Below are 22,008 nucleotides of genomic sequence, written 5' to 3'. Positions count from 1 at the left end.
ACCACCCGGGACAGGGCGGGGCCCGGACGAGAACGCCCGGTCACCGACCAGGATCAGCGGGCTCGGTCCCCCGTCGACGGCCCCGCCCCGATCACGAGCCGGTCCAGGTAGAGCAGTTGCAACGCCACGAACGCGGCCAGGAAGAGAAGCAGCATCGGCAGCGGCAGGACCTGGGCGACGAGCCCTCGCATGGCCTCCGGGTCGCCGAAGGACTCCGCGAGCCGCAGGAGGACCAGGTTCGTCGCCGGCGCGTGCCGGACGTCCGCGACGACCAGTTGCGGCCACAGCCAGCTCTGCGCGCCGACCAGCCAGCTCAGCAGCCCGGCGCCGGCCAGCATCGGCAGGGCGGGCAGGAGCATGGTCGACCCGAACCCGCCACCGGCCTCCCAGCGTTCCCGCTGGCCCCGGAAGAGCAGGGTGAACACCACGAGCGCGGGGATGCAGAGCCAGCCCGGCGGGATCAGCCCGACGAAGGTGCTGAGCTGGTCGGCCTCCCGGGCCCGGACGAAATGGGCGATGGCCAGCGGACCGTCGCCGACGAAGAGCCAGGGCGCGAACGGCAGCAGGAGCAGCTCACTGGCCCGGCCCAGTGGGCGCAGGCCGCCGATGCCGAAGCCGGCCAGGGCGGCGACGCCCACCCCGACCACCGCCGGGATCAGCGGCGGCAGCCAGGTGTTGACCTGGACCTGGCCGGTGGAGACGCCGGAGGGCAGGAGCGCCGCCCCGGCGGTGAGCGCCCGCAGCCACGGCGCCAGCACGTAGGCGAGCACGCCGAGGAACGCCAGCAGCCCCACCGCCAGCAGGCCGAGCGCGACCGGGTTGCGCGCACCGGCCGGGACGCCCGGGGGCATGCCCGCAGGTGTGCCGGTCGGAGCGCCCGCCGGAGCGCCCGTCGGGGTACCGGCCGGGCGGTCGCGCCACCCGGTGAAGGCGATCCTCGTCCGGGTGACCAGGAGCAGGACGACGGCGAGAATGCCGAGCACCGCCAGCAGGGCGAGCAGCAGCACGTTGCCCGCGGCGCCGACGCCGAACTGGAACCGGGCCACGCTCTCCCGGACGATCCGCACCAGGGGGGCGACCTGGTCTTCCCGCCCGCCGAGGACGGGCCACTGGAGGGACCAGGACTGCACGGTCACCGCGACGACGGCCAGCCCGAGCACGCCGCCGACGGCCAGGACCGCCGGGCCGGAGCGGCCGCCGCCGGGGCCACGGCGCAGCGCGGCGAGGAAGACGGTGGCACCGACCGCGACCACCAGCCCGGCCGTCAGCAGCGCCACGGCGCGTACGGCGGTCAGCGTGGGCGCCTGCGTCCAGGCGTCCCGGTCGGCCTCGAACCGGTCCATCGTCCACGCCACCCCCACGGCGAGCGGGGCGTAGGCGGCCAGCGGCAGGGCCAGCAGCGCCCGGGTCACCAGGCGGGGCACCCGGCCGGCATGCTGTGCGGCGAGCGCGAGCAGCGGGGCGACGAGCAGCGCGAGCAGCAGCGGCACGAGGGCGAGGAGCAGCGCGTGGCCCAGGTCGCCGAGGAACCCCCGCTCGATCACCTGCGCGTAGTTGTCGCCGCCGGCGGACTCGGTCGGCCCGCCCAGCCCGCTGCCCCGCCGGAAGCTCTCCGCCAGCGTGCTGACCGACGGGAGCACGTACGACCACAGCAGGGCGACGGCCGCCGGCACGAGCAACACCAGCCCGGTGACCACCTGGGCCGTCCGGCCGATCCCGACGCCCCCGGACGGCGCCGGGCCGGACGGGGCCGGGAGGGGCGGCGCCGGGTGGGCCCTGGGGTCGGGCACTGACGTCGGGTTGGCAGACACCGGCGGGATCCTCCGGTCGGCAGTGGAACGGGGAGCGACTCAGGTTAGGCCACCCGACCGGCACCGTGTCCAGGTGCGGATCTGCACAGTCACGGTGGCCGGCGGCGCGCGCCGCACAGCGTCCACCCCGGCGGGGGCGGGCGCTCAGCGCTCCAGGATCGCCGTCACGCCCTGGCCGCCGGCCGCGCAGATCGAGATCAGTCCCCGCCCGCTCCCCTTCTCGGCGAGCAGCTTCGCCAGGGTCGCCACGATCCGGCCGCCCGTCGCCGCGAACGGGTGCCCGGCGGCCAGCGAGGAGCCGTTGACGTTCAACTTCTCCCGGTCGATCGGGCCGAGGGGGGCGTCCAGCCCGAGCCGGTCCTTGCAGAACTCGGGCGACTCCCAGGCGGCCAGGGTGGCCAGCACCTGCGAGGCGAACGCCTCGTGGATCTCGTAGTAGTCGAAGTCCTGGAGCGTCAGCCCGGCCCGGGCCAGCATCCGGGGCACCGCGTACGCGGGGGCCATCAGCAGCCCCTCGTCGCCGTGCACGAAGTCGACGGCGGCGGTCTCCGACCAGGAGAACCAGGCCAGCACGGGCAGGTGGTGCTCGCGGGCCCACTCTTCGCTGGCCAGCAGCACCGTGGAGGCGCCGTCGGTCAGCGGCGAGGAGTTGCCGGCCGTCATCGTCGCCCGCTCGGCGTCCGGGCCCTTCGCGCCGAAGACCGGCCGCAGCGACGCGAGCTTCTCCGGGCTGGTGTCCGCGCGCAGGTTCTGGTCGCGGGTGAGCCCGAGGTAGGGCGTCAGCAGGTCGTCGAAGAACCCCCGGTCGTACGCGGCGGCGAGCCGCTGGTGCGAGCGCAGCGCCAGCTCGTCCTGCGCCTGCCGGTCGACCTGCCAGCGCAGCGCCGTGCGGGCGGCGTGCTCCCCCATCGACAGCCCGGTGCGCGGCTCGGCGTTGCGCGGGATCTCCGGCCGGAACGGCTGGGTGGGGCGCAGCTTCGCGGCGATCCTCAGCCGCTCGCCGAGGGTGCGGGCGCTGTTGAGCCTGAGCAGCGTGCGGCGCATGTCCTCGTTGACGGCGAGCGGGGCGTCGGAGGTGGTGTCCACGCCACCGGCGATGCCGACGTCGATCTGCCCGAGGGCGATCTTGTTGGCGACCAGGATGGCGGCCTCCAGCCCGGTGCCGCAGGCCTGCTGGATGTCGTACGCGGGGGTGTGCGGGTCGAGCTTCGAGCCGAGTACCACCTCGCGGGTCAGGTTGAAGTCCTTGGCGTGCTTGAGCACCGCGCCGGCGACCACCTCGCCGACCCGCTGGCCGGCCAGGCCGAACCGGGCGACCAGCCCGTCCAGCGCCGCACCCAGCATGTCCGCGTTGGACGCGCTCGCGTACCGCGAGTTGGACCGGGCGAAGGGGATGCGGTTGCCGCCGATGACCGCCACCTGCCGGATGCTCTGCACGATCCCGCCTCCTCGAAGGGCTTGCCCTCAACCTACTCGCCAGTAGGCTACGCCTATGACCGACAGGTACGCGAGCTTCGTCCGATCGGGGGCCGGTCGCGCGCTGGTCAAGCGCCTCGGGCTGCCCGACCCGCCGCGACTGCGCCGGCACACCCCCGGCGACCCCCTCGCCCCCGGGCCCGTCCTGCTCGGTGCCGCGACCGGGGGTCGGCTCGCCGAGCAGGTCGGCAGGATCCTGACCGCCGCCGGGGTCGAACTGCGCGACCCCGCCGCCGTGGAGCCCACCGAGCGCTTCGCCGCCCTGGTCCTCGACGCGACCGGCATCACCGACTCCACCGAGCTGCGCCAGCTGTACGACTTCTTCCACCCGCACGCCCGCTCGGTGCTGCCCAGCGGTCGGGTGGTCGTGCTCGGCACCCCGCCCGCCGAGGGCGGCTCGCCCCGGGAGGCCACCGCCCAGCGGGCCCTGGAGGGGCTGACCCGCAGCATCGGCAAGGAGTTCGGCCGCGGTGTCACCGCCCAACTCGTGTACGTCACGAAGGAGGCCGACGCCGGCACGTCGACCGGCCTGGAGGCCACTCTCCGGTTCCTGCTCTCCGGCCGGTCCGCGTACGTCTCGGGGCAGGTGATCCGGGTCGGCGCCGGCACGGCCGAGCCGCCGGCCGACTGGGACCGCCCGCTGGACGGGCAGGTCGTCCTGGTCACCGGGGCGGCCCGGGGCATCGGCGCGGCGCTGGCCCGGGTGCTGGCCCGCGACGGCGCGCGCGTCGTCGCGCTGGACATCCCGGCGGCCGGGGACGCGCTGGCGGCGGTCGCCAACGAGATCGGCGGGACGGCCGTCCAGCTCGACCTCACCGCTCCCGACGCCCCGACCCGGCTCGCGGAGCACCTCGCCGGCCGACACGGGCGGGTCGACGTGGTCGTGCACAACGCCGGCATCACCCGGGACAAGACCCTCGGCCGGATGGACGCCGACCGCTGGGACTCCGTGCTCGACGTCAACCTCTCCAGCCAGGAGCGGATCAACGACGTGCTGCTGGAACGGGAGCTGATCCCGGCCGGCGGCCGGATCGTCTCCGTCTCCTCCATCGCCGGCATCGCCGGTAACCGGGGCCAGACCAACTACGCCACCAGCAAGGCGGGCGTGATCGGGCTGGTCGACTCGCTCGCCCCCGTCCTGCGCGAACGGCAGATCAGCGTGAACGCCGTCGCCCCCGGGTTCATCGAGACCCGGCTGACCGCGCGCATCCCGCTGATGCTGCGCGAGGCGGGCCGGCGGATGAACAGCATGTCCCAGGGCGGGCTGCCGGTGGACGTCGCCGAGACCATCGGCTGGCTGGCGTGGCCGGCCTCCGGCGCAGTCAGCGGCAACGTCGTCCGGGTCTGCGGCCAGAGCCTGCTGGGGGCGTGATGGCCGGGCGGAGGGAAGCGGCGGAAGGCCCGGCCGACGACCTGTCGGTGCACGAGCTGATCGACGGCCCCACGGAGCGGCTGTCGGAGGAGACGCTGGCCGCGATCCGCCGGCCGGGGCCGGCCGAGAGCGACCTGAGCCTGGCGGAGACGCACGACCTCGCCGGGCACGCCTCCTCGGTCGAGGCGACGCAGGACCTGGCCGGGCACGCCGGGGCGGTCGCCCGGGAGCGCGTCGAGCTGGCCCGGATGCCGGCGGCCGGGGCGCTCTACCGGCGGGCGCTGCTCGGCGCGCTGCCCGGCCTCGGCGGGCGACCGGCGGCGGCCGACGCCCCGGCGGTCGAGCTGGCCGTCGGCGGGATCGCCGTCGACCGGGCGCACCTGGCCGACTACGACCGGGTCTGCGGGTTCCGGCTGACCGACCGGCTGCCCGCCACGTTCCCGCACGTCATGGGCTTTCCGCTGGCCCTGCGCCTGATGACCGCGCCGGGGTTCCCGATCCCGCTGACCGGCGTGGTGCACGTGGGCAACCGGATCACCGTGCACCGCCCGGTCACGGCCGACGAGACCCTCGACTTCACCACGTACGCGGAGAACCTGCGCCCGCACGACCGGGGGCGGCAGGTCGACGTGGTGCTGGTCGGCTCGGTCGGCGGGGAGGAGGTCTGGCGCGGCGTCTCGACGTATCTCGGCCGGGAGCGCAGGCCCGGCGGCGGAGGCCGCGACCGGGGCGAGCGATCCCCGGCGCCGGCCGGCTCGGCCCACTGGCGGGTCGAGCCCCGCGTCGGTACGCACTACGCGCGGGTCTCCGGCGACCACAACCCGATCCACACCTGCCGACTGGGGGCCCGGCTGTTCGGCTTCCCCCGGCCCATCGCGCACGGGATGTGGAGCAAGGCGCGGTGCCTGGCCGCGCTGGAGAACCGGCTGCCGGACGCCTACACCGTCGAGGTGGCGTTCAAGCTGCCGGTGCCGCTGCCGAGCACGGTGAGCTTCGGCCTGCTGCCGGGCGGCGGGTTCGCCCTGCACGACCTGCGCGGTCGCCCGCACCTGGTGGGTCTCGTGCGCTGACCGCCCCTGCCGACCCCCGGCCGCGCCGCACCCACGCCGCCGGGGGGTTGGCAGGGGCGACCGTATGCGCTAGGTTGTTCTCACATCGAGATGTTCTCAAGATGAGAGGGACGCCGTGGACGAGCAGGACTTCCTGGCCGCGTACGACCCCCGGGCCTATCCGGCGGTCGCGGTCACCGTCGACGTGGTGGCGCTGACCATCCGCGACGGCGTGCTCCACCTGCTGCTCATCCGGCGCGGCGAGCCGCCCTTCGCGGGGCACTGGGCACTGCCCGGCGGCTTCGTCCGCCCCGACGAGGACCTGACCGCCGGCGCCCGGCGGGAGCTGGCCGAGGAGACCGGGCTCGGCGGCGAGGGGCTGCGTCGCGTACACCTGGAGCAGTTGGCCAGCTACGGCGGCGTCGACCGTGACCCGCGGATGCGCGTCGTCTCGGTCGCCCACCTCGCGTTCGCGCCCGACCTGCCGGACGCGGCCGCCGGCACCGACGCCGACGAGGCGGCCTGGCTGCCGGTGACCGCCCTGAGCAGCCGGCAGCTCGCCTTCGACCACGACCGGATCATCGCCGACGGGCTGGAGCGGGCCCGGTCCAAGCTGGAATACACCCCGCTCGCCACCCGCTTCCTCGCCCCCGAGTTCACCATCAGCGAGCTGCGCGCCGTCTACGAGACGGTCTGGGGGCACCCGCTGCACGCCGGCAACTTCCACCGCAAGGTGCTCTCGGTGCCGGGCTTCGTGGAGAGCACCGGCGCCAGCACCGAGCGCGGCGGGGCCCGGGGCGGCCCCCGCGCCAAGCTCTACCGGGCCGGCGACGCCCGGCTGCTGCACCCGGCGCTGCTGCGCCCCGCGCGGGAGGAGACGGTGCGGTGAGGACCGCCGAGGCGATCCGCCTGGTCGCGGCAGCCCGCACCGACGCCGACCTGTTCGGCGCCGACGAGCCGGCCCGGCGCTACCGCGAGCTGGTCGCGGCCCTGCACCCCGACCGCGTGCCCGCCGATTCGGCCGTACGCGCCGAGGCCACCGACGCGTTCGTCCGGGTCACCACCCGCTGGCGGGCCCGGCGGGTCACCGTCCTCGGCGGCTACCGCCTCGGCGCGCCGGCGCACTCCGGCGACCTGGCCGACCTCTACGACGTCGGGGCGGACAGGCTGCTCAAGCTGCCCCGGCGGCCTACCGACAACGACCTGATGGCGCGGGAGGCGCACGCCCTGCGCGCCCTCGCCGAACGCGGCGACCCGCGCTACCTGCCCTACGTGCCCCGGCTGGTGGAGGAGTTCCGGCACCGGGACCCCGACACCGGCGCCGAGCGGCGGGTCACCGTGCTCGCCACCGCGCCCGGCATGCACGACCTCACCGAGGTGCGGCGCGCGTACCCGGACGGGCTGGACGCCCGGGACGCGGCCTGGATGTGGCGGCGGTTGCTGGTCGCGCTCGGCCTGGCCCACCGGGCGGGCGTGGTGCACGGGGCGGTGCTGCCGCCGCACGTGCTGATCGAGCCCGACGGGCACGGCGTGGTGCTGGTGGACTGGTGCTTCTCCGTCGTCGGCGGCGGCGCCGTCCCGGCGCTCGTGCCCGGCCACGAGGACTGGTATCCGGCCGAGGTCGTCGCGAAGCGCCCGTGCGGGCCGGGCACCGACATCGCGATGGCCACCCGCTGCATGACCTGGCTGATGGGCCCGCGCGCGCCGCGCGAGCTGCTCGCCTTCGCCCAGGGCTGCCTGCGGCCCGCCCTGAACGCCCGGCCCGGCGACGCCTGGCGTCTGCTCCGCGAACTCGACGAGGTGCTGGACCGGCTCTACGGGCCGCGCACCTTCCGACCCTTCACCCTGAACCCCTGAGGAGGCTGCCATGGGCAGTGGAATCTGGTCCACCGACGTGTACGACGCCGCCGACCGCTACCGCCGGGCCACCGGCAAGAGCGCGTTCTCCTACAGCGACAGCGGGGCGCGCACGGTGCACGCCGCGCTCGACCCCCGCGACGCGACGCGGGAGAGCCGCGACTCCGCCGAGCACCCGCAGTCGACCGCCATCGCCGTGCTGTTCGACGTGACCGGCTCGATGGGTCACGTGCCCCGTACGCTCCAGGCCAAGCTGCCGCAACTGCTCGGGCTGCTCCAGCGGCAGGGCTACGCCCGCGACCCGCAGATCATGTTCGGCGCGATCGGCGACGCCACCTGCGACCGGGTGCCGTTGCAGGTCGGGCAGTTCGAGTCCGACAACCGGATGGACGACGACCTCGGCCGGATCGTGCTGGAGGGTGGCGGCGGCGGGCAGATGACGGAGTCGTACGAGCTGGCCATGTACTTCATGGCCCGACACACGGTCACCGACTGCTGGGAGAAGCGCGGCCGCCGCGGCTACCTGTTCATCATCGGCGACGAGCTGGCGTACCCCCGGGTGAAGGCCCGGGAGGTGGCCCGCCTGATCGGCGACGACCTGGCCGAGGACGTGCCGCTGCGGCAGGTCGTCAACGAGGTGACCCGCCGGTGGGACACCTACTACCTGCTACCCGCCGGCAGCCACTACTCCGGCAACGCCAAGGTGCTCGACTTCTGGCGCGACCTGCTCGGGCAGAACGCCGTCGTGCTGGACGACCTCGACGCGGTCTGCGAGACCATCGCGCTCACCATCGGGCTCGGCGAGCAGGCCATCGACCTGGACGAGGGCCTGCGCGACCTCGACCGGGCCGGTTCGGGCGCCACCGGGACGGTGTCGAAGGCGCTGGCCCGGCTCGGCCGGGGGCGGCGCGCCGAGGTGTCGGCGCTGCCGGCCTTCCGGGACACCGACGGCGGGGTCACCCGGCTGTGAGACACGTGACGGTGGTCGACCTCGGCTACGGCGACGCCGGCAAGGGCACGGTCGTGGACTGGCTCTGCGCCACCCGGCCCGTGCACACCGTGGTCCGCTTCAACGGGGGCGCGCAGGCGGCGCACAACGTGGTGCTGCGCGACGGGCGGCACCACACCTTCGCCCAGTTCGGCGCGGGCACCTTCCACCCCGGGGTGCGTACGCACCTGTCCCGGCACGTGGTGGTGGACCCGCTGGCGCTGGCCGCCGAGGCCGACCACCTCGCCTCGGTCGGGGTGCCCGACGCGCTCGACCGGCTGACCGTGGACGGGGAGGCGCTGCTCGCCACCCCGTACCACCGGGCCGCCAACCGGGCCCGGGAGATCGCCCGGGGAGCCGACCGGCACGGCTCCTGCGGGCTGGGGGTGGGCGAGGCCGTCGCGTACGGTCTCGCCCACCCCGACGAGGCGCCCCGGGTGGCCGACTGCGGCACCCCGGCGCTGCTGCGCCGCCGGCTGACCGCCCTGCGGGACCGGCTGACCGCCGAACTGGGGCCGCTGGACGCGCCGCCCGTCGAGGACTGCCTGCCCGCGTTCACCGGGTTCGCCGGCCGGGTGGCGATCGTGGACCGGGGCTGGCTCGCCGGGGCGCTGCGCGCCGGGACGTGCGTCTTCGAGGGCGCGCAGGGGGTGCTGCTTGACGAGTGGCACGGCTTCCACCCGTACACGACGTGGAGCACCACCACGTTCGCCAACGCCGACAGCCTGCTCGCCGAGGCGGGCCAGGCGGGCACGGCGACCCGGCTCGGGGTGCTGCGCGTGACCACCACCCGGCACGGGCCGGGGCCGTTGGTGACCGAGGACCCCACCCTGCCGCTGACCGACCCGCACAACCCGACGAACCCGTGGCAGGGCCGGTTCCGGTTCGGCCACTTCGACGCGGTCGCCCACCGGTACGCCCTCGCCGCGGCCGGGGGCGTCGACGGCCTGGCGTTGACCCACCTCGACCTCGCCGGCCCCGGGCTGCGGATCTGCCGCCGCTACGACGCCACCGACCGGCTCACCCCGGGACCGCCCGGCGACCTGGACCGGCAGGCCGCGCTCACCGCCCGCCTGCTGCGCTCCCGCCCGGTGTACGACGACCCGCCCGTCGACTGGCCGTCGGCGGTGGCTCGGGAACTGGCCGCCCCGGTGGTGCTCACCTCGCACGGCCCCACCGCCGGGGACAAGGTCCCGCACGGCCCGCTGCTCGCCCCACCGACCCTGGTCGCCACCGCCTGACGCGGTGATCGCGGCCGGCGGCGGGTGAGCGTGCCGCCGCTCGCGGATCTTGAACGCGTCGTCGAGCAGGGGTGATCCGGCGACTCGGCCACCCGGCGCATCGTGCCCGGCCAGCATGGGGGCATGGAGTCCGCGCTCGACCTGCTCCGGCAGCTGGTCAGCTCCCCGTGGGTGTACCTGCTGCTGTTCGGGCTCACCGCGGTCGACGCGTTCTTCCCGGCGGTGCCCGGCGAGACCGCCGTGATCACCGCCGCCGTGCTCGCCACCGACGGCAGCCCCAACCTGGTGGCGGTGATCGTCGCCGCCGCGCTGGGCGCCTGCGTCGGCGACCACATCTCGTACGCCATCGGGCGCGGCGGCGGCGCGCACCGGCTCGCCCGGTTTCCCGAGGACAGCCGGCGGCGGGCCAGCTCGGAGTGGGCCCGCCGGGCGGTGCACCGGCGCGGCGGGCTGATCCTCACCACCGCCCGGTACATCCCCGGCGGTCGCACGGCGGTGACCCTCACCATGGGCGCGGTCCGCTACCCGCTCCGCTCGTTCCTGCTGTTCGACTCGATCGCGGCGGTGTGCTGGGCGCTCTACTCCGGCCTGCTCGGCTACTTCGGCGGGCTGGCCTTCGAACGCGACCCGGTCAGAGGCATCCTGGCCGCGGTGGGCATGTCGGTGGCGGTCACGCTGGTGCTGGAGTCCGTCCGCTGGCTTCGCCACCGCGCCCACCGCCGCACCCCCCACTGACCCGTCCCACCGGGCACCGGGACGACCGGACGCCGTGGCGGGGCCGTCAGAGGAGGTCGGCGTCGTGGACCAGGATCGCGAGCTGCACCCGGTTGGCGAGCTGGAGCTTCGCGAGGGCCCTGCTCACGTGCGTCTTGACCGTCGCCTCGCTCATCGTCAGTCGGCGGGCGATGTCGGCGTTGCCCAACCCCCGGCCCACCTCCCGGACGATCTCCAACTCCCGGTCCGTGAGGTGGCCCAGCCGCTGCCGTGCGGCGTCCCGCCGGGCCGGGCCGCGCTCGGCGAAGGAGTCGATCAGCCGCCGGGTGACCGTCGGGGCCAGCATGGCGTTTCCGGCGGCCACGGTCCGCACGGCGGCGGCGAGTTCCCGGGGCGGCGTGTCCTTCAGCAGGAAGCCGACCGCGCCCGCCCGCAGCGCCCGGTGCACGTACTCGTCTCGGTCGAAGGTGGTCAGCATGACGACCTTCGCCCCGGTGGCGACCACCTGCGGGGCGGCGGTCAGCCCGTCGGTGCCCGGCATCCGGACGTCCAGCAGCACCACGTCGGGACGCAACCGGCGGGTCTCGGCCAGGGCCGCCGCGCCGTCGGCCGCCTCGCCGACCACGGTGAGGTCGGGTGCCGCCTCCAGGATCAGCCGCAGCCCGGCACGGACCAACTGCTCGTCGTCGGCCACCAGGACGCGGATCATGTCGCCTCCTCCACCGGGATCAACGCCCGGACCAGGAAGCCGCCGCCGCGGGGGCCGACCTCCAGCCGCCCACCCAGCAGTTCCACCCGCTCCCGGAGGCCGATCAGCCCGAGTCCCGCTCCCGGCAGGGCCGTACCGCCCGCCGGCCGATCGTCCGCACCCGGCCGGGCTGGGCCGCCCGCCGGCGGGCCGGTACGGACGCTGATCTCCAACCCGCCCGGCAGGTACCGCAGCCGGACGGTGGTGTCCGCGCCCGGCGCGTGTTTGCGGACGTTCGTCAGCGCCTCCTGGACCACCCGGTACACGGTCCGGCCGACGGTCGCGGAAACGGGCCGGGGCGTCCCCCCGTCGTGCCGGTCGACCCGCAGCCCGGCGGCGCGGGACTCCCGGACCAGGTCGTCGACGCCGGCCAGCCCGGCGGTGCCGATGGTGGCCGGCTCGCCGGCGGGCGCGGGCTGGCGCAGCACGCCGAGCACCTCCCGCAAATCGGTGAGAGCCTCCCGTCCGGTGGACCGGATCAGGGTCGCGGTGTCGACGGTCGCCGGATCGGTGGCGGTGACCTCCAGCGCGCCGGCGTGCACCACCATCAGCGACACCCGGTGCGCCACCACGTCGTGCATCTCCCGGGCGATCCGGGCCCGCTCCTCGGCCCGGACGCGCTCCGCCCGCGCCTCCTGCTCGCGCTCCAGCCGCTCGGCCCGGTCCCGCAGGGCGGCCAGGGTGTCCCGGCGGGCCCGGACCCAGAGCCCGACGACCAGCGGGAACAGCACCGTCCACGCGAACATCGCCAGCGCGTTGGCGGGCGTGGCGGTGGTCAGCCGCCGCTCGCCACCCACCACGACGCCGATCACCACGCCCGCCACCGCGACCAGGGCGGCACCGGCGAGGAAGCCGGCGAGCCGCCGCCGGTCCCGCAGCCGGAGTCCGGCCTGCCAGGAGGCGACGGCCACCGCCGGCCAGGCCGCCAGGAGCAGCCACGTGACGGCGGCCGTCACGAACAGCGGCCAGCGCCGTACGCGTACCGTCGCGGCGGCCCAGCCCGCGAGGACGGCGACGGCGAGGACCAGCACCCGGGGCAGCGGCGAGCGCACCCCGAGCGAGCCGGTCGCCGCCCCCCAGACCCCCGCCGCGACGACGACGGCGAGCAGCACGGGGGCGTACCGCTCGACGGTGCGCCGGAGCGCGACGGCTCGGGAGGTCACGCCCCGAGCCTAGGCCGGGCGGAGGTCGTTGCCGCCCACCCGCCTCCGGTGTGCGCGGCCCGTGCCGCTCAGGCACCCGGCGACCGGTGCAGGTTGATCAACTGGGCGAGGTGCCGGCCGGCCGTCAGCAGCGGCCGGTCGCTGCGGGAGACCTGGGCCGCGAGTTCGGCGCCTTCGAGGGTGGAGATCACAGTGTGGGCCAGGTCCTGCGCGTCGTCCTCGGCGATCCCGGCGCGGCGGAGCTTGTCCGCGACCAGCCCCCGCCAGTGCGCGAAGGCCTCCGCGGCGGCCTGCTGGATGTCCGGCGCCCGGCTGGCCGTCCCGAGGGCGGTGGAGGTGACCGGGCATCCGTCCGTCCAGTCGGAGTCGCGCAGGGCCTCGGCGAGGGCACGGGCGCAGGAGATCACCGCCTCGGCCGGGTCCGCCGCCTGGTCGAGGATCGCCCGGAGCAGGTCGGCGAACTCCTGGTCGCCGTGACGGATGGCGGCCACGGCCAACTCCTGCTTCCCACCGGGGAAGAAGTGGTAGACCGACCCGAGCGTCGCCCCGGCCTCCACCGAGATCTGCTTGACCCCGGTGCCGTCGTAGCCCTGGCGCTGCATCAGCCGGGAGGCGACCCGCACGATCCGGTCCCGAGTGCCGAGGCCGGCGTCCGCCGTCGGGGCCTGCCGTGTGGGTGTCCTCATGCGGTCAGCCTACCGGATAGAACGTTCGTTCCAGTCCGTGCTAGCGTCCCGCTCTAGATAGAGCGTTCGTTCTAGAGGAGGATCATCATGACCGACCGCGCGGTGACCGTCATGGGTCTCGGACCCATGGGCCGGACGATGGTGGACGCGTTCCTGGCCGAGGGGTACGAGGTCACGGTCTGGAACCGGACCGCGGCCAAGGCCGACGAGCTGGTGAGCAGAGGCGCGCGCCGGGCGGCGACCGTGGGCGAGGCCCTGGCCGCCAACGAACTGGTCGTCCTCAGCCTCACCGACTACGACGCGATGTACGCGATCCTGGGCCCGGCCACGGCCGAGCTCTCCGGTCGGGTGATCGCCAACCTCAGCTCGGACACCCCTGAGCGGGCCCGAGAGGCGGCGGAGTGGCTCGCCGGGCACGGTGCACGGCAGCTGACCGGCGGCGTGCAGGTGCCACCGTCCGGCATCGGGAACCCCGGGTCCGCCACGTACTACAGCGGCCCACGGGACGTGTTCGAGGCGCACCGGCAGACGCTGGAGGTGCTGACGCGTGCCGACTACCGGGGCGAGGACCCAGGGCTGGCGGCGCTGTACTACCAGCTCGAGATGAACATGTTCTGGACCGTCATGGTGAGCTGGCTGCACACGCTCGCGGTGGCCCGCACCCACGGCATCACCGCGACGGAGTTCCTGCCCGCCGCTCTGAAGACCGCCAACGTGGCCCCGTTCCTGGAGTTCTACGCGCCCCGCATCGACGCGGGCGACCACCAGGGGGACATGGACAGGCTGGCGATGGGAGTGGCCAGCGTCGGGCACGTCCTGCACACCGTGCGGGCGGCCGGCGTCGACACCACGCTGCCGGCCGCCGTGCTCGACGTCTTCCGGCGAGGCATGGCGGACGGCCGCGCCGACCAGAGTCTCACCAGCCTCGTCGAGGTGTTCGCCTCCGGCGCCGCCGTGGCCGACGTCGACGCACGACCCTGACGCCGGTCCGCGCCCGACCCTGAAGGCCGGTCGTGTCCGACCCGGATCCCTCTCCGGGTCGGGCACGACTTAAGTAGCAGGCACCGGGTGACCACCGGACGATGGCGGGGCCGTCGGGCGGCACCAGCATCGAGATCATGGATTCGGTGCTCGACCTGCTCCACCAGACGATGTCCTCGCCCTGGGTCTACCTGGCGCTCTTCGCGATCGCGGTGATCGACGGCTTCTTCCCGGCGGTGCCCAGCGAGACGGCGGTGATCACCGCCGGCGTGTTCGCGGCGACCGGGCAACCCGACCTGGTGGCGGTGATCGCGGTCGCGGCGGCCGGCGCGCTGGTCGGCGACCACGTGTCGTACGCCATCGGCCGGCACGGCGGCGGACGCCTCCTCGCCCGCCTGCCTGACGGCGGCCGACGACGGGCCGCCTACGAGTGGGCGCGGCGAGGGATCGCCGTGCGGGGCGGGCTGATCCTCACCGTCGCCCGGTACGTCCCCGGTGGCCGGACCGCCGTCACGATGACCATGGGGGCGACGCGCTTTCCCCGGCGGCGCTTCCTCGCCTTCGACGCGCTCGCCGCCGGCTCGTGGGGGGTCTACTCGGCGCTGGTCGGTTACCTCGGCGGACTCGCCTTCGAGCAGGACCCGATCCGCGGGCTGCTGCTCGGGCTCGGTCTCGCGCTGACGGTGACCCTGCTGGTGGAGGTGACCCGCTGGCTCCTGGGCCGTCGCCGGGCGGCCGTCGGCGCGCCCGCCCGGGAGCCGGCGGAGCTGCGACGGTAACCCACCGGCGGCCTTGGCTGCCGACGCCGGCCGGCCCTCGGCTTCATCGCCGACGGCCGGGCGTCGTCGGCGGCGGCCGGGTGTCGTCGACGGCGGCGGCCGAGCGTCGTCGCCAGCGGCGGCCGGGCGTCATCGCCGGCGGCCGGGCGTCGTCGTCGGCGCCGGGCGTCGTCGGCGGCGGCGAGATGCAGCACCGGCCGGGCATGGGACCGTGCGCGGGCGGCGGGCTCGTCGGTCTCCCGGGCGGGAGGTCAGGCGGTGGGCGGCCGCCAGGTGGCGCCGCGCAGGAGTTGGCCGGCACCGAGCCACGCGACGTTCATCATCCGCGTCGCGGTCTTCTCCGGGTCCGCCTCCGGGTGGTCGGCGAGCCAGTCGGCCAGCGACTCGGTCGCCCCCACCAGGGCGTACGCGACGACCTCCAGGTCGGTCTCGCCCGCCTCGCGCCCCTCGGCGCGCAGCGCGTGGTCGAGCATCCCGGCGACCACCTCGACCAGCCGGGCGCGCATGCCCGCCAGCTCGCCGGCGAACGGCTGCTCGCCCCGGGCCTGCCGGTAGAGCACCGCCCAGCCGTCCCGGTGCGCCCCGACGAAACCGAAGAACGCCCGCAGCCCGCGCCAGAGCCGCTCGTCGGCCGACAGCTCCGGGGCGGCGGCCCCGGCGATGGCCTGCATCATCCGGGCGCCCTCCCGGTGCAGGCAGGCGACGAAGAGCTCCTCCTTGGTGCCGAGGTAGGCGTAGACCATCGGTTTGGAGATGCCGGCGTCCTCGGCGATCTCGTCCATGCTGGCCGCGTGGAACCCCCGGCGGGAGAACACTTTCACGGCCGCGTCGAGCATCTGCTGCTCGCGTACGGCACGCGGGAGACGCTTGAAGGTGGGTGACGTGGACACCCTTGCGAGCATACCTACTCGTGCGTAGGGTTACGCACGAGTAGCCAATACCCGGAAGGTGCAGACCCATGACTGACTTCGACCCGGCCAACTTCGCGAACGTCGGCCCCAAGGAGTTCGCCCAGCTGGTCAAGTCCACCCCGGACGACAAGATCGCCGAGGTCATGTCCGGCGACCTGCGCGGCAAGATCCTGGGCGAGGTCTTCGGCCGGATGCCGCAGCTCTTCCGCGCCGACCGGGCGGGCTCGACCAACGCGGTCATCCACTGGAACATCACCGGCCGCCCCGACGGTGGCACCGACACCTACGAGGTCGTCATCGCCGACGGCGCGTGCACGGTCAACGAGACCGCACAGCACGACCCGAAGCTGAGCCTCACCATGGGCCCGGTCGAGTTCCTGAAGATCGTCTCCGGTGGGGCCAACCCCGTCATGATGTTCATGACCGGCAAGCTCAAGGCCAAGGGTGACCTGGGCCTGGCCGCCAACATCGCCAACCTGTTCGACATCCCCAAGGCCTGACATGGCCGAGTTCTCGCTCGACCTGAACGAGGAACAGCGGGATCTGCGCGACTGGGTGCACGGCTTCGCCGCCGAGGTCGTGCGCCCGGCCGCGGCCGAGTGGGACGCCCGGGAGGAGACTCCCTGGCCGATCATCCAGGAGGCGGCGAAGGTCGGCCTGTACGGCTTCGAGTTCCTCGCCACCTGCTGGGCCGACCCCACCGGCCTCTCCCTTCCGATCGCCAGCGAGGAACTCTTCTGGGGTGACGCCGGCATCGGGCTGGGCATCTTCGGCACCTCCCTCGCGGTGGCCGCCATCTACGGCACCGGCACCCCGGACCAGATGGTGGAGTGGGTGCCGCAGTGCTTCGGCACCGTCGACGAGCCCGCCGTCGCCGCGTTCTGCACCACCGAGCCCGAGGCCGGCTCCGACGTCGGCGCGATGCGCACCCGGGCGGTCTACGACGAGGCCACCGACGAGTGGGTGCTGAGCGGGCAGAAGGCGTACGCCACCAACGGCGGGATCGCCGGGGTGCACGTCGTCACCGCCTCGGTCGACCCGACGCTCGGTTCCCGGGGGCAGGCGGCGTTCGTCGTACCGCCGGGCACCGCCGGGCTGGCCGCGACCCGCAAGCTGCGCAAGCTGGGCCTGCGCGCGTCGCACACCGCCGACGTCTTCCTCGACGACGTACGCGTGCCGGGGCGCTGCCTGCTCGGCGGCCGCGACGCGCTGCGCGAACGGCTCGACCGGGCCCGCTCCGGCCGGCGCGCCTCCGGCCAGGCGGCGATGCGCACCTTCGAGCTGTCCCGGCCCACGGTCGGCGCGCAGGCGCTGGGCGTGGCCCGGGCCGCCTACGAGTACGCGCTGGACTACGCGAAGGACCGGGTCCAGTTCGGCCGGCCCATCATCGAGAACCAGGCGGTCGCGTTCGCGCTGGCCGACATGAGGACGGAGATCGACGCGGCCCGGCTACTGGTCTGGCGGGCCTCCTGGATGGGCCGCAACAACCGGCCCTTCACGGCGGGCGAGGGCTCGATGTCCAAGCTCAAGGCCGGCGAGGTGGCCGTCTCCGTCACCGAGAAGGCGGTGCAACTGCTCGGCGGAGCCGGGTTCCTGCGGGACCACCCGGTCGAGCGCTGGTACCGGGACGCCAAGATCTACACCATCTTCGAGGGCACCTCGGAGATCCAGCGCCTGGTCATCTCCCGGGCCGTCTCCGGCGTCCAGATCCGCTGATTCGAGGACCCTCCGCGCCCGGGCGACGCGGGCGGCGCTGGGCGTGCAGCACCGCCCGCGGCCTCTAGGCTGACAGCACCATGGTCAGCTCCGGACCCCGCCGCCGTACGCCACTGCTGCTGGTCGAGGCGGCGACGCTGCTGTCCGGCATCGGCAACGGGGTGTCCACCGTGGCCCTGCCGTGGCTGGTGCTGGAGCGCACCGGCAGCGCCACCGCGGCCGGCCTGGTCGCGGCGGCCACCGCGCTGCCACTGCTGCTGTCCAGCCTCGTCTCCGGCACCGTCGTGGACCTGCTCGGCCGGCGGCGTACGGCCCTGGTCTCCGACGCGCTCTCCGCCGTCTCGGTCGCCGCGATCCCGGTGGTGGACGCCCTGCTCGGGTTGAACGTCGGCTGGATCGTGGCGCTGGCCGCGCTCGGGGCCGTCTTCGACCCGGCCGGGCTGACCGCCCGCGAGACGCTGCTGCCGGCCGCCGCGCAGGCCGCCGGGTGGCGGATCGAACGGGCCAACGGGGTACACGAGGCGGTCTGGGGCCTCGCCTTCCTGATCGGGCCCGGGGTCGGCGGCGTGCTCATCGCCGCGATCGGTCCGGGCTCGACGCTCTGGGTCACCGCCGCCGGTTTCGCGCTGGCCGTCGCGCTGGTCGCCGCCGTCCGGCTGCCCGGGGCCGGCCGCCCGGAACGCCCGCCGGCCGGCCTGTGGCACGGCACCGCCGAGGGACTGCGGTTCGTCTGGCGGGACCGGCTGCTGCGGACCATCGCACTGATCACGATGGTGCTGGTCGCGCTCTACCTGCCGGTCGAGGGCGTGCTGCTGCCGGCGTGGTTCGTCGCCCAGGGCGAACCGGCCCGGCTCGGCGCGATCCTGATGGCGATGAGCGCCGGATCGGTGGTCGGGGCCCTCGCCTCCGGCACGGCGGGACGGCGGATCCGCCGGCGCACCCTGATGGTGGTCGCCCTCGTGGTCACCGGGGCGGCCCTGGTCGGACTGGCCGCACTGCCGCCGTACCCGGCCATGCTCGGCTTCGCCGCCGTCATCGGGCTCGCGTACGGGCCGGTCAACCCGCTCGCCAACTACGCCATGCAGACCCGCACCCCGGAGCGGCTGCGCGGCCGGGTGGTCGGGGTGATGACCTCCTTCACGTACGCCGCCGGCCCGGCGGGCTATCTGCTCGCCGGGCCGTTGGTGGAGTGGCTCGGGCTGCGCCCGGCCTTCCTGCTGCTCGCCGGGGCGCTGCTGGTGGCGGCGCTGGTCGCCGCGCCGCTGCCCGTGCTGCGGGCGCTGGACGAGCCGCCCCGCCACCCGCCCGCCCCGCCCGGCGGCACGTCGGGCCGGATCGAGGGGCCCCTCCCGCTCGGCGAACAGTGGGCGCCCTCGGCACACCGGGACCCGCCGGATCAGGGATAGAGCGTCAGCCCGGGCGTGGTGGCGATCTCGGTCAGCTGCGCCACGCTGAGCACCGGCGGCGGCCCGAACTCCTCCGTCGGGGTCCCGTCCGGCTCGGTGACGACGCGGAAGTTGTCCGTCGTCACCGTCACGGACGTGCCGTCCACCCGCTGCAACAGCACCCGGCGCTGCTCCGCACCCTCGTCGCCAGGCGTGGAGATGCTGGTGGCCAGGGTGCTGCCGTCCGGCAGGCGAGAGCCCGTGCAGGCAGCGGCATGGGAGGCCACCGCGCAGCCCCGGGGCGCGTCGGCGGCCGTCGGCATCACCATCACCGTGAGGTTGTCGACCTGCCCGCCCCGAACCAGCCGGACGTAGGCGTAGTAGTTCCAGTGGCTCTTCTCGTAGGTGAACTGGACCCGGTCGCAGCCCGGGATCGTGCCCTCGACCGTCAACCCCGCCGGCACGACGGCCGCCAACGCGGGACGCAGGGCCTGGGTCAGCCGGGCCACGCCGGCGTCGGGGCGCTCGGTCGGCCGCTCGCGCACCGTGTCGTACGACTGCTGCGGCACCGGCGGGCCACTGGGCTCCGGCTCGGCGATCGGGCAGAGCGACGGGTCGGCGGTACCCGCGGCGGCCGGCGGCAGGGTGAGGCCGCCCGGTTCCGGGGCGGGACCGGCGAGCAGCGCCGGTGCCACCGCGACCGCCGCGACCGCAACGGCGGCACCGGCGCCCGCCAGCGCCCACGCCCGGTGGCGGCGGCGCTGCCGGTCGTCGGCGATCAGCCGGTCCACGTCGATCCTGGTCGGTGGCGGCGCGGCCACCGCCGTGCGCATCTGCTGGGAGAGTTCATCCATCGGTGCCTGCCTCCTGGGCTCGGGCCGGCGCGCCGACGAGGCGGCCCCGCAGCGCCTCGATCGCCCGCGCCGACTGGCTCTTGACGGTGCCGGTGGTGCAGCCGAGTTCCCGGGCGGTCTCCTCGACGGACAGGTCGCAGAAGTAGCGCAGCACCAGGACCGCGCGGCGGCGCGGCGGCAACTCGGCCAGCAGGGCGAGGATGGTCAGCCGGTCGGCGGCACCGTCGGTCGCGGACCGCGCGGGGGCGTCCGGGACCTCGGCCCAGGCGGCCTCACGCCGCCACGGCCGACGCCGCTCGTCCAGCCAGACCCGCAGCAGGGTCCGCCGGACGTACGCGTCGGGGCTGTCCATCGCGGACACCCGCCGCCAGTGCCGCAGCAGCTTGACCAGCGCCGTCGACACCAGGTCGTCGGCCGTGTGCCAGTCACCGCAGAGCAGGTACGCCGTGCGGCGCAGCGGCTCCAGCCGCGCCGTCACGTACTCGCGGTAGCCCTCGATGTCGGCAGGCAATCCCGCCACCTCCTCGCCTCACCGGTCAAACGGAGGCGACGGCGGCGGGGGTTGCCCGGTCAGCCCGGAATCGTGATCCGGCCCTCGACGGCGGCGGCGGCGATGTCGGTGCGGTGGTGCGAGCCGGCCAGCTCCACGCCGGCAACCAGCGCGTACGCGGCGTCCCGGGCGGCGGCCAGGTCGGTGCCGGTGGCGGTGGCGCAGAGCACCCGGCCACCGGAGGAGAGCAGCGCCCCGTCGTCGGCCCGGCGGGTGCCGGCGTGGATGACGCCCGGGCCCTCGGCACCGGTGATCACGTCGCCGCTGCGCGGGGCGGCCGGGTAGCCCTCGGCGGCGACCACGACCGTGACGGCGGCCCCGTCGCGCCACCGCAGCGGCGGGTGCCCGGCCAGCGTGCCGGTGGCGGCGGCGTGCAGCAGCCCGGCGAGCGGGGTCTCCAGCAACGCGAGCACCACCTGCGTCTCCGGGTCGCCGAAGCGGGCGTTGAACTCGATCACCCTGGGGCCGTCGGCGGTGATCGCCAGCCCGACGTAGAGCAGGCCCGCGAACGGGGTGCCCCGGCGGGCCATCTCGGCCAGGGTCGGGTGGACGACGTCACGCATGACCTCGTCGACCAGGCCGGGCGGTGCCCAGGGCAGCGGCGCGTACGCCCCCATGCCGCCGGTGTTCGGGCCGGTGTCGCCGTCGCCGACCCGCTTGAAGTCCTGCGCCGGCAACAGCGGCACCGCCGCCTCGCCGTCGGTGACCACGAAGAGGGAGACCTCCGGGCCGGCCAGGTATTCCTCCACGACGACCCGCCCGCACTCCTCGGCGTGCCGGAGCGCGGCGGCGCGGTCGTCGGTCACCACGACACCCTTGCCGGCGGCGAGCCCGTCGTTCTTCACCACGTACGGCGCGCCGAACTCGTCCAGCGCCCGCGCCGTGCTCTCCGCATCCGTGCAGGTGTACGCGCGGGCGGTCGGCACGCCGGCGGCGGTCATCACGTCCTTGGCGAACGTCTTCGAGCCCTCCAGCCGGGCGGCCTCGGCGGACGGCCCGAACGCGGGGATCCCCTTGGCACGTACGGCGTCGGCGACCCCGGCCACCAGCGGCGCCTCCGGCCCGATCACCACCAGGTCGACCCCGGTCTCCACCGCCAGCGCGGCGACGGCCGCCGGATCACACGGATCCACCCCCTGCAAGGAGGCAAGCGAAGCGATGCCGGGATTCCCGGGCGCCGCGATCAGCTGCTCGACGGACGGATCGCCGGCGAGGCCCAGCGCGAGCGCATGCTCCCGCCCCCCACCACCAAGAAGAAGAACCCGCACACCCGCATCCTACTGACCCCCTCGCCCACCCCGTTGATCATGAGGTTGTTGTCTCGACACGCCGGGCGGCGATGGCAACAACTTCATGATCAACGGCGCTGGGCGGCGGCGATGGCCTGGCGGACGGTCCACGGGATGTAGGCGGGGTCTAGGGTGTCGGCCCAGGTGAAGCGGAGGACGGTCCAGCCGGCGTTGACCAGGCGGTTCTGTCGGCGGCGGTCGGCGTAGACGGCCTCCGGGGTGCCATGCGGGCCCCGCCCGTCGGCTTCGGCGATCACCCTCGGGCCCCGCCAGCCGAGATCACCGATCCCGAGCAGGTAGCCGTCGTCGTCGCGCACCATGAGCTGGAGGACGTCCGGGGGCACCTTGCCGTCGACGCAGCGCAACCTCGTCCGGGTCTCCAGCGGGGACTGCGCCCGCCCGTCCGCCTCCGCCAGGTGGGAGCGTGCCGCCACCGCG

The 22,008-nt window shown here is 75.1% G+C and carries 22 protein-coding genes; 12 read left to right on the top strand and 10 right to left on the bottom strand.

The window, feature by feature from the left end; translation table 11 throughout:
- Positions 1-53: 53 nt before the first annotated feature.
- Both ACGFZ2_RS29110 and ACGFZ2_RS29105 read right to left on the bottom strand, forming a co-directional pair.
- Positions 54-1,811, bottom strand: coding sequence for a sugar ABC transporter permease (locus ACGFZ2_RS29110; RefSeq protein ID WP_393459028.1), 1,758 nt, complete (start codon positions 1,809-1,811; stop codon positions 54-56).
- Positions 1,812-1,955: 144 nt separating this feature from the next.
- A complete protein-coding gene (locus tag ACGFZ2_RS29105; RefSeq protein ID WP_393459026.1) occupies positions 1,956-3,248 on the bottom strand; it encodes an acetyl-CoA C-acetyltransferase in 1,293 nt (430 codons plus the stop codon).
- 55 nt (positions 3,249-3,303) lie between these two features.
- On the opposite strand from ACGFZ2_RS29105, the gene ACGFZ2_RS29100 reads away from it, so the two are divergent.
- The 7 genes from ACGFZ2_RS29100 to ACGFZ2_RS29070 all read left to right on the top strand — a co-directional run bounded on the left by ACGFZ2_RS29100 (position 3,304) and on the right by ACGFZ2_RS29070 (position 10,529).
- The gene (locus ACGFZ2_RS29100) at positions 3,304-4,659 is read left to right on the top strand and encodes a 3-oxoacyl-ACP reductase (protein ID WP_393459023.1); all 1,356 of its coding nucleotides are present in this window, start codon (positions 3,304-3,306) and stop codon (positions 4,657-4,659) included.
- Entirely contained in the window at positions 4,659-5,729 is a 1,071-nt protein-coding gene (locus tag ACGFZ2_RS29095) for a MaoC/PaaZ C-terminal domain-containing protein (RefSeq protein WP_393459020.1), read from the top strand. Before ACGFZ2_RS29100 ends, ACGFZ2_RS29095 begins: the two co-directional genes overlap by 1 nt.
- A 115-nt stretch (positions 5,730-5,844) precedes the next feature.
- Positions 5,845-6,597: an NUDIX domain-containing protein gene (locus ACGFZ2_RS29090; protein ID WP_393259842.1), complete on the top strand. Its 753-nt coding sequence runs from the start codon at positions 5,845-5,847 to the stop codon at positions 6,595-6,597.
- Positions 6,594-7,565 carry a serine/threonine protein kinase gene (locus tag ACGFZ2_RS29085; RefSeq protein WP_393459017.1) on the top strand — a complete coding sequence of 324 codons (972 nt, stop codon included), beginning with the start codon at positions 6,594-6,596 and terminating at the stop codon, positions 7,563-7,565. The genes ACGFZ2_RS29090 and ACGFZ2_RS29085 overlap by 4 nt, the downstream gene beginning before the upstream one ends.
- A 10-nt stretch (positions 7,566-7,575) precedes the next feature.
- On the top strand, positions 7,576-8,535 hold the full coding sequence (locus tag ACGFZ2_RS29080; RefSeq protein ID WP_393459014.1) for a hypothetical protein: 960 nt from the start codon (positions 7,576-7,578) through the stop codon (positions 8,533-8,535).
- Positions 8,532-9,794, top strand: coding sequence for an adenylosuccinate synthetase (locus tag ACGFZ2_RS29075; RefSeq protein WP_393459011.1), 1,263 nt, complete (start codon positions 8,532-8,534; stop codon positions 9,792-9,794). The genes ACGFZ2_RS29080 and ACGFZ2_RS29075 overlap by 4 nt, the downstream gene beginning before the upstream one ends.
- A gap of 123 nt (positions 9,795-9,917) precedes the next feature.
- Positions 9,918-10,529, top strand: coding sequence for a DedA family protein (locus ACGFZ2_RS29070; protein WP_393459008.1), 612 nt, complete (start codon positions 9,918-9,920; stop codon positions 10,527-10,529).
- 46 nt (positions 10,530-10,575) lie between these two features.
- Here ACGFZ2_RS29070 and ACGFZ2_RS29065 read toward each other — a convergent pair whose 3' ends face one another.
- From ACGFZ2_RS29065 to ACGFZ2_RS29055, 3 genes are all read right to left on the bottom strand, one after another.
- Positions 10,576-11,217, bottom strand: a complete 642-nt coding sequence (locus tag ACGFZ2_RS29065; protein WP_393259830.1) for a response regulator — start codon at positions 11,215-11,217, stop codon at positions 10,576-10,578.
- Positions 11,214-12,419 (bottom strand): sensor histidine kinase, encoded by a 1,206-nt coding sequence (locus ACGFZ2_RS29060; protein WP_393459005.1) that lies wholly within the window; start codon positions 12,417-12,419, stop codon positions 11,214-11,216. The genes ACGFZ2_RS29065 and ACGFZ2_RS29060 overlap by 4 nt, the downstream gene beginning before the upstream one ends.
- 68 nt (positions 12,420-12,487) lie before the next feature.
- The gene (locus ACGFZ2_RS29055) at positions 12,488-13,105 is read right to left on the bottom strand and encodes a TetR/AcrR family transcriptional regulator (RefSeq protein ID WP_393459002.1); all 618 of its coding nucleotides are present in this window, start codon (positions 13,103-13,105) and stop codon (positions 12,488-12,490) included.
- An 87-nt stretch (positions 13,106-13,192) separates the two neighbouring features.
- Here ACGFZ2_RS29055 and ACGFZ2_RS29050 point away from each other — a divergent pair, with 87 nt between their 5' ends.
- Both ACGFZ2_RS29050 and ACGFZ2_RS29045 read left to right on the top strand, forming a co-directional pair.
- Positions 13,193-14,086: an NAD(P)-dependent oxidoreductase gene (locus ACGFZ2_RS29050; RefSeq protein WP_393458999.1), complete on the top strand. Its 894-nt coding sequence runs from the start codon at positions 13,193-13,195 to the stop codon at positions 14,084-14,086.
- 137 nt (positions 14,087-14,223) lie between these two features.
- Complete coding sequence (locus ACGFZ2_RS29045; protein ID WP_393260659.1) at positions 14,224-14,865, top strand: DedA family protein; 642 nt, start codon at positions 14,224-14,226, stop codon at positions 14,863-14,865.
- 251 nt (positions 14,866-15,116) lie between these two features.
- On the opposite strand, the gene ACGFZ2_RS29040 is transcribed toward ACGFZ2_RS29045, so the two are convergent.
- Positions 15,117-15,755, bottom strand: coding sequence for a TetR/AcrR family transcriptional regulator (locus ACGFZ2_RS29040; RefSeq protein WP_393259821.1), 639 nt, complete (start codon positions 15,753-15,755; stop codon positions 15,117-15,119).
- A gap of 68 nt (positions 15,756-15,823) precedes the next feature.
- Here ACGFZ2_RS29040 and ACGFZ2_RS29035 point away from each other — a divergent pair, with 68 nt between their 5' ends.
- The 3 genes from ACGFZ2_RS29035 to ACGFZ2_RS29025 all read left to right on the top strand — a co-directional run bounded on the left by ACGFZ2_RS29035 (position 15,824) and on the right by ACGFZ2_RS29025 (position 18,898).
- On the top strand, positions 15,824-16,276 hold the full coding sequence (locus ACGFZ2_RS29035; protein WP_357449789.1) for an SCP2 sterol-binding domain-containing protein: 453 nt from the start codon (positions 15,824-15,826) through the stop codon (positions 16,274-16,276).
- A gap of 1 nt (position 16,277) precedes the next feature.
- Positions 16,278-17,492, top strand: a complete 1,215-nt coding sequence (locus tag ACGFZ2_RS29030) for an acyl-CoA dehydrogenase family protein (protein ID WP_393259819.1) — start codon at positions 16,278-16,280, stop codon at positions 17,490-17,492.
- A gap of 80 nt (positions 17,493-17,572) precedes the next feature.
- Complete coding sequence (locus tag ACGFZ2_RS29025) at positions 17,573-18,898, top strand: MFS transporter (protein ID WP_393458996.1); 1,326 nt, start codon at positions 17,573-17,575, stop codon at positions 18,896-18,898.
- Here ACGFZ2_RS29025 and ACGFZ2_RS29020 read toward each other — a convergent pair.
- From ACGFZ2_RS29020 to ACGFZ2_RS29005, 4 genes are all read right to left on the bottom strand, one after another.
- Positions 18,889-19,731: a hypothetical protein gene (locus ACGFZ2_RS29020; RefSeq protein ID WP_393259815.1), complete on the bottom strand. Its 843-nt coding sequence runs from the start codon at positions 19,729-19,731 to the stop codon at positions 18,889-18,891. The genes ACGFZ2_RS29025 and ACGFZ2_RS29020 overlap by 10 nt on opposite strands.
- A complete protein-coding gene (locus ACGFZ2_RS29015; protein ID WP_393259812.1) occupies positions 19,724-20,251 on the bottom strand; it encodes a SigE family RNA polymerase sigma factor in 528 nt (175 codons plus the stop codon). The genes ACGFZ2_RS29020 and ACGFZ2_RS29015 overlap by 8 nt, the downstream gene beginning before the upstream one ends.
- A gap of 50 nt (positions 20,252-20,301) precedes the next feature.
- Positions 20,302-21,549 (bottom strand): phosphoribosylamine--glycine ligase, encoded by a 1,248-nt coding sequence (purD, locus tag ACGFZ2_RS29010; protein ID WP_393458993.1) that lies wholly within the window; start codon positions 21,547-21,549, stop codon positions 20,302-20,304.
- 89 nt (positions 21,550-21,638) lie between these two features.
- Entirely contained in the window at positions 21,639-22,004 is a 366-nt protein-coding gene (locus ACGFZ2_RS29005) for a hypothetical protein (RefSeq protein WP_393458990.1), read from the bottom strand.
- Positions 22,005-22,008: the final 4 nt, after the last annotated feature.

The sequence above is a fragment of the Micromonospora sp. NPDC048063 genome (genome assembly GCF_043202855.1).
Taxonomy (GTDB): Bacteria; Actinomycetota; Actinomycetes; order Mycobacteriales; family Micromonosporaceae; genus Micromonospora.
The sequence above is the reverse complement of the archived record's forward strand: the minus strand, read 5'-3'. Positions and strand labels throughout refer to the sequence as shown.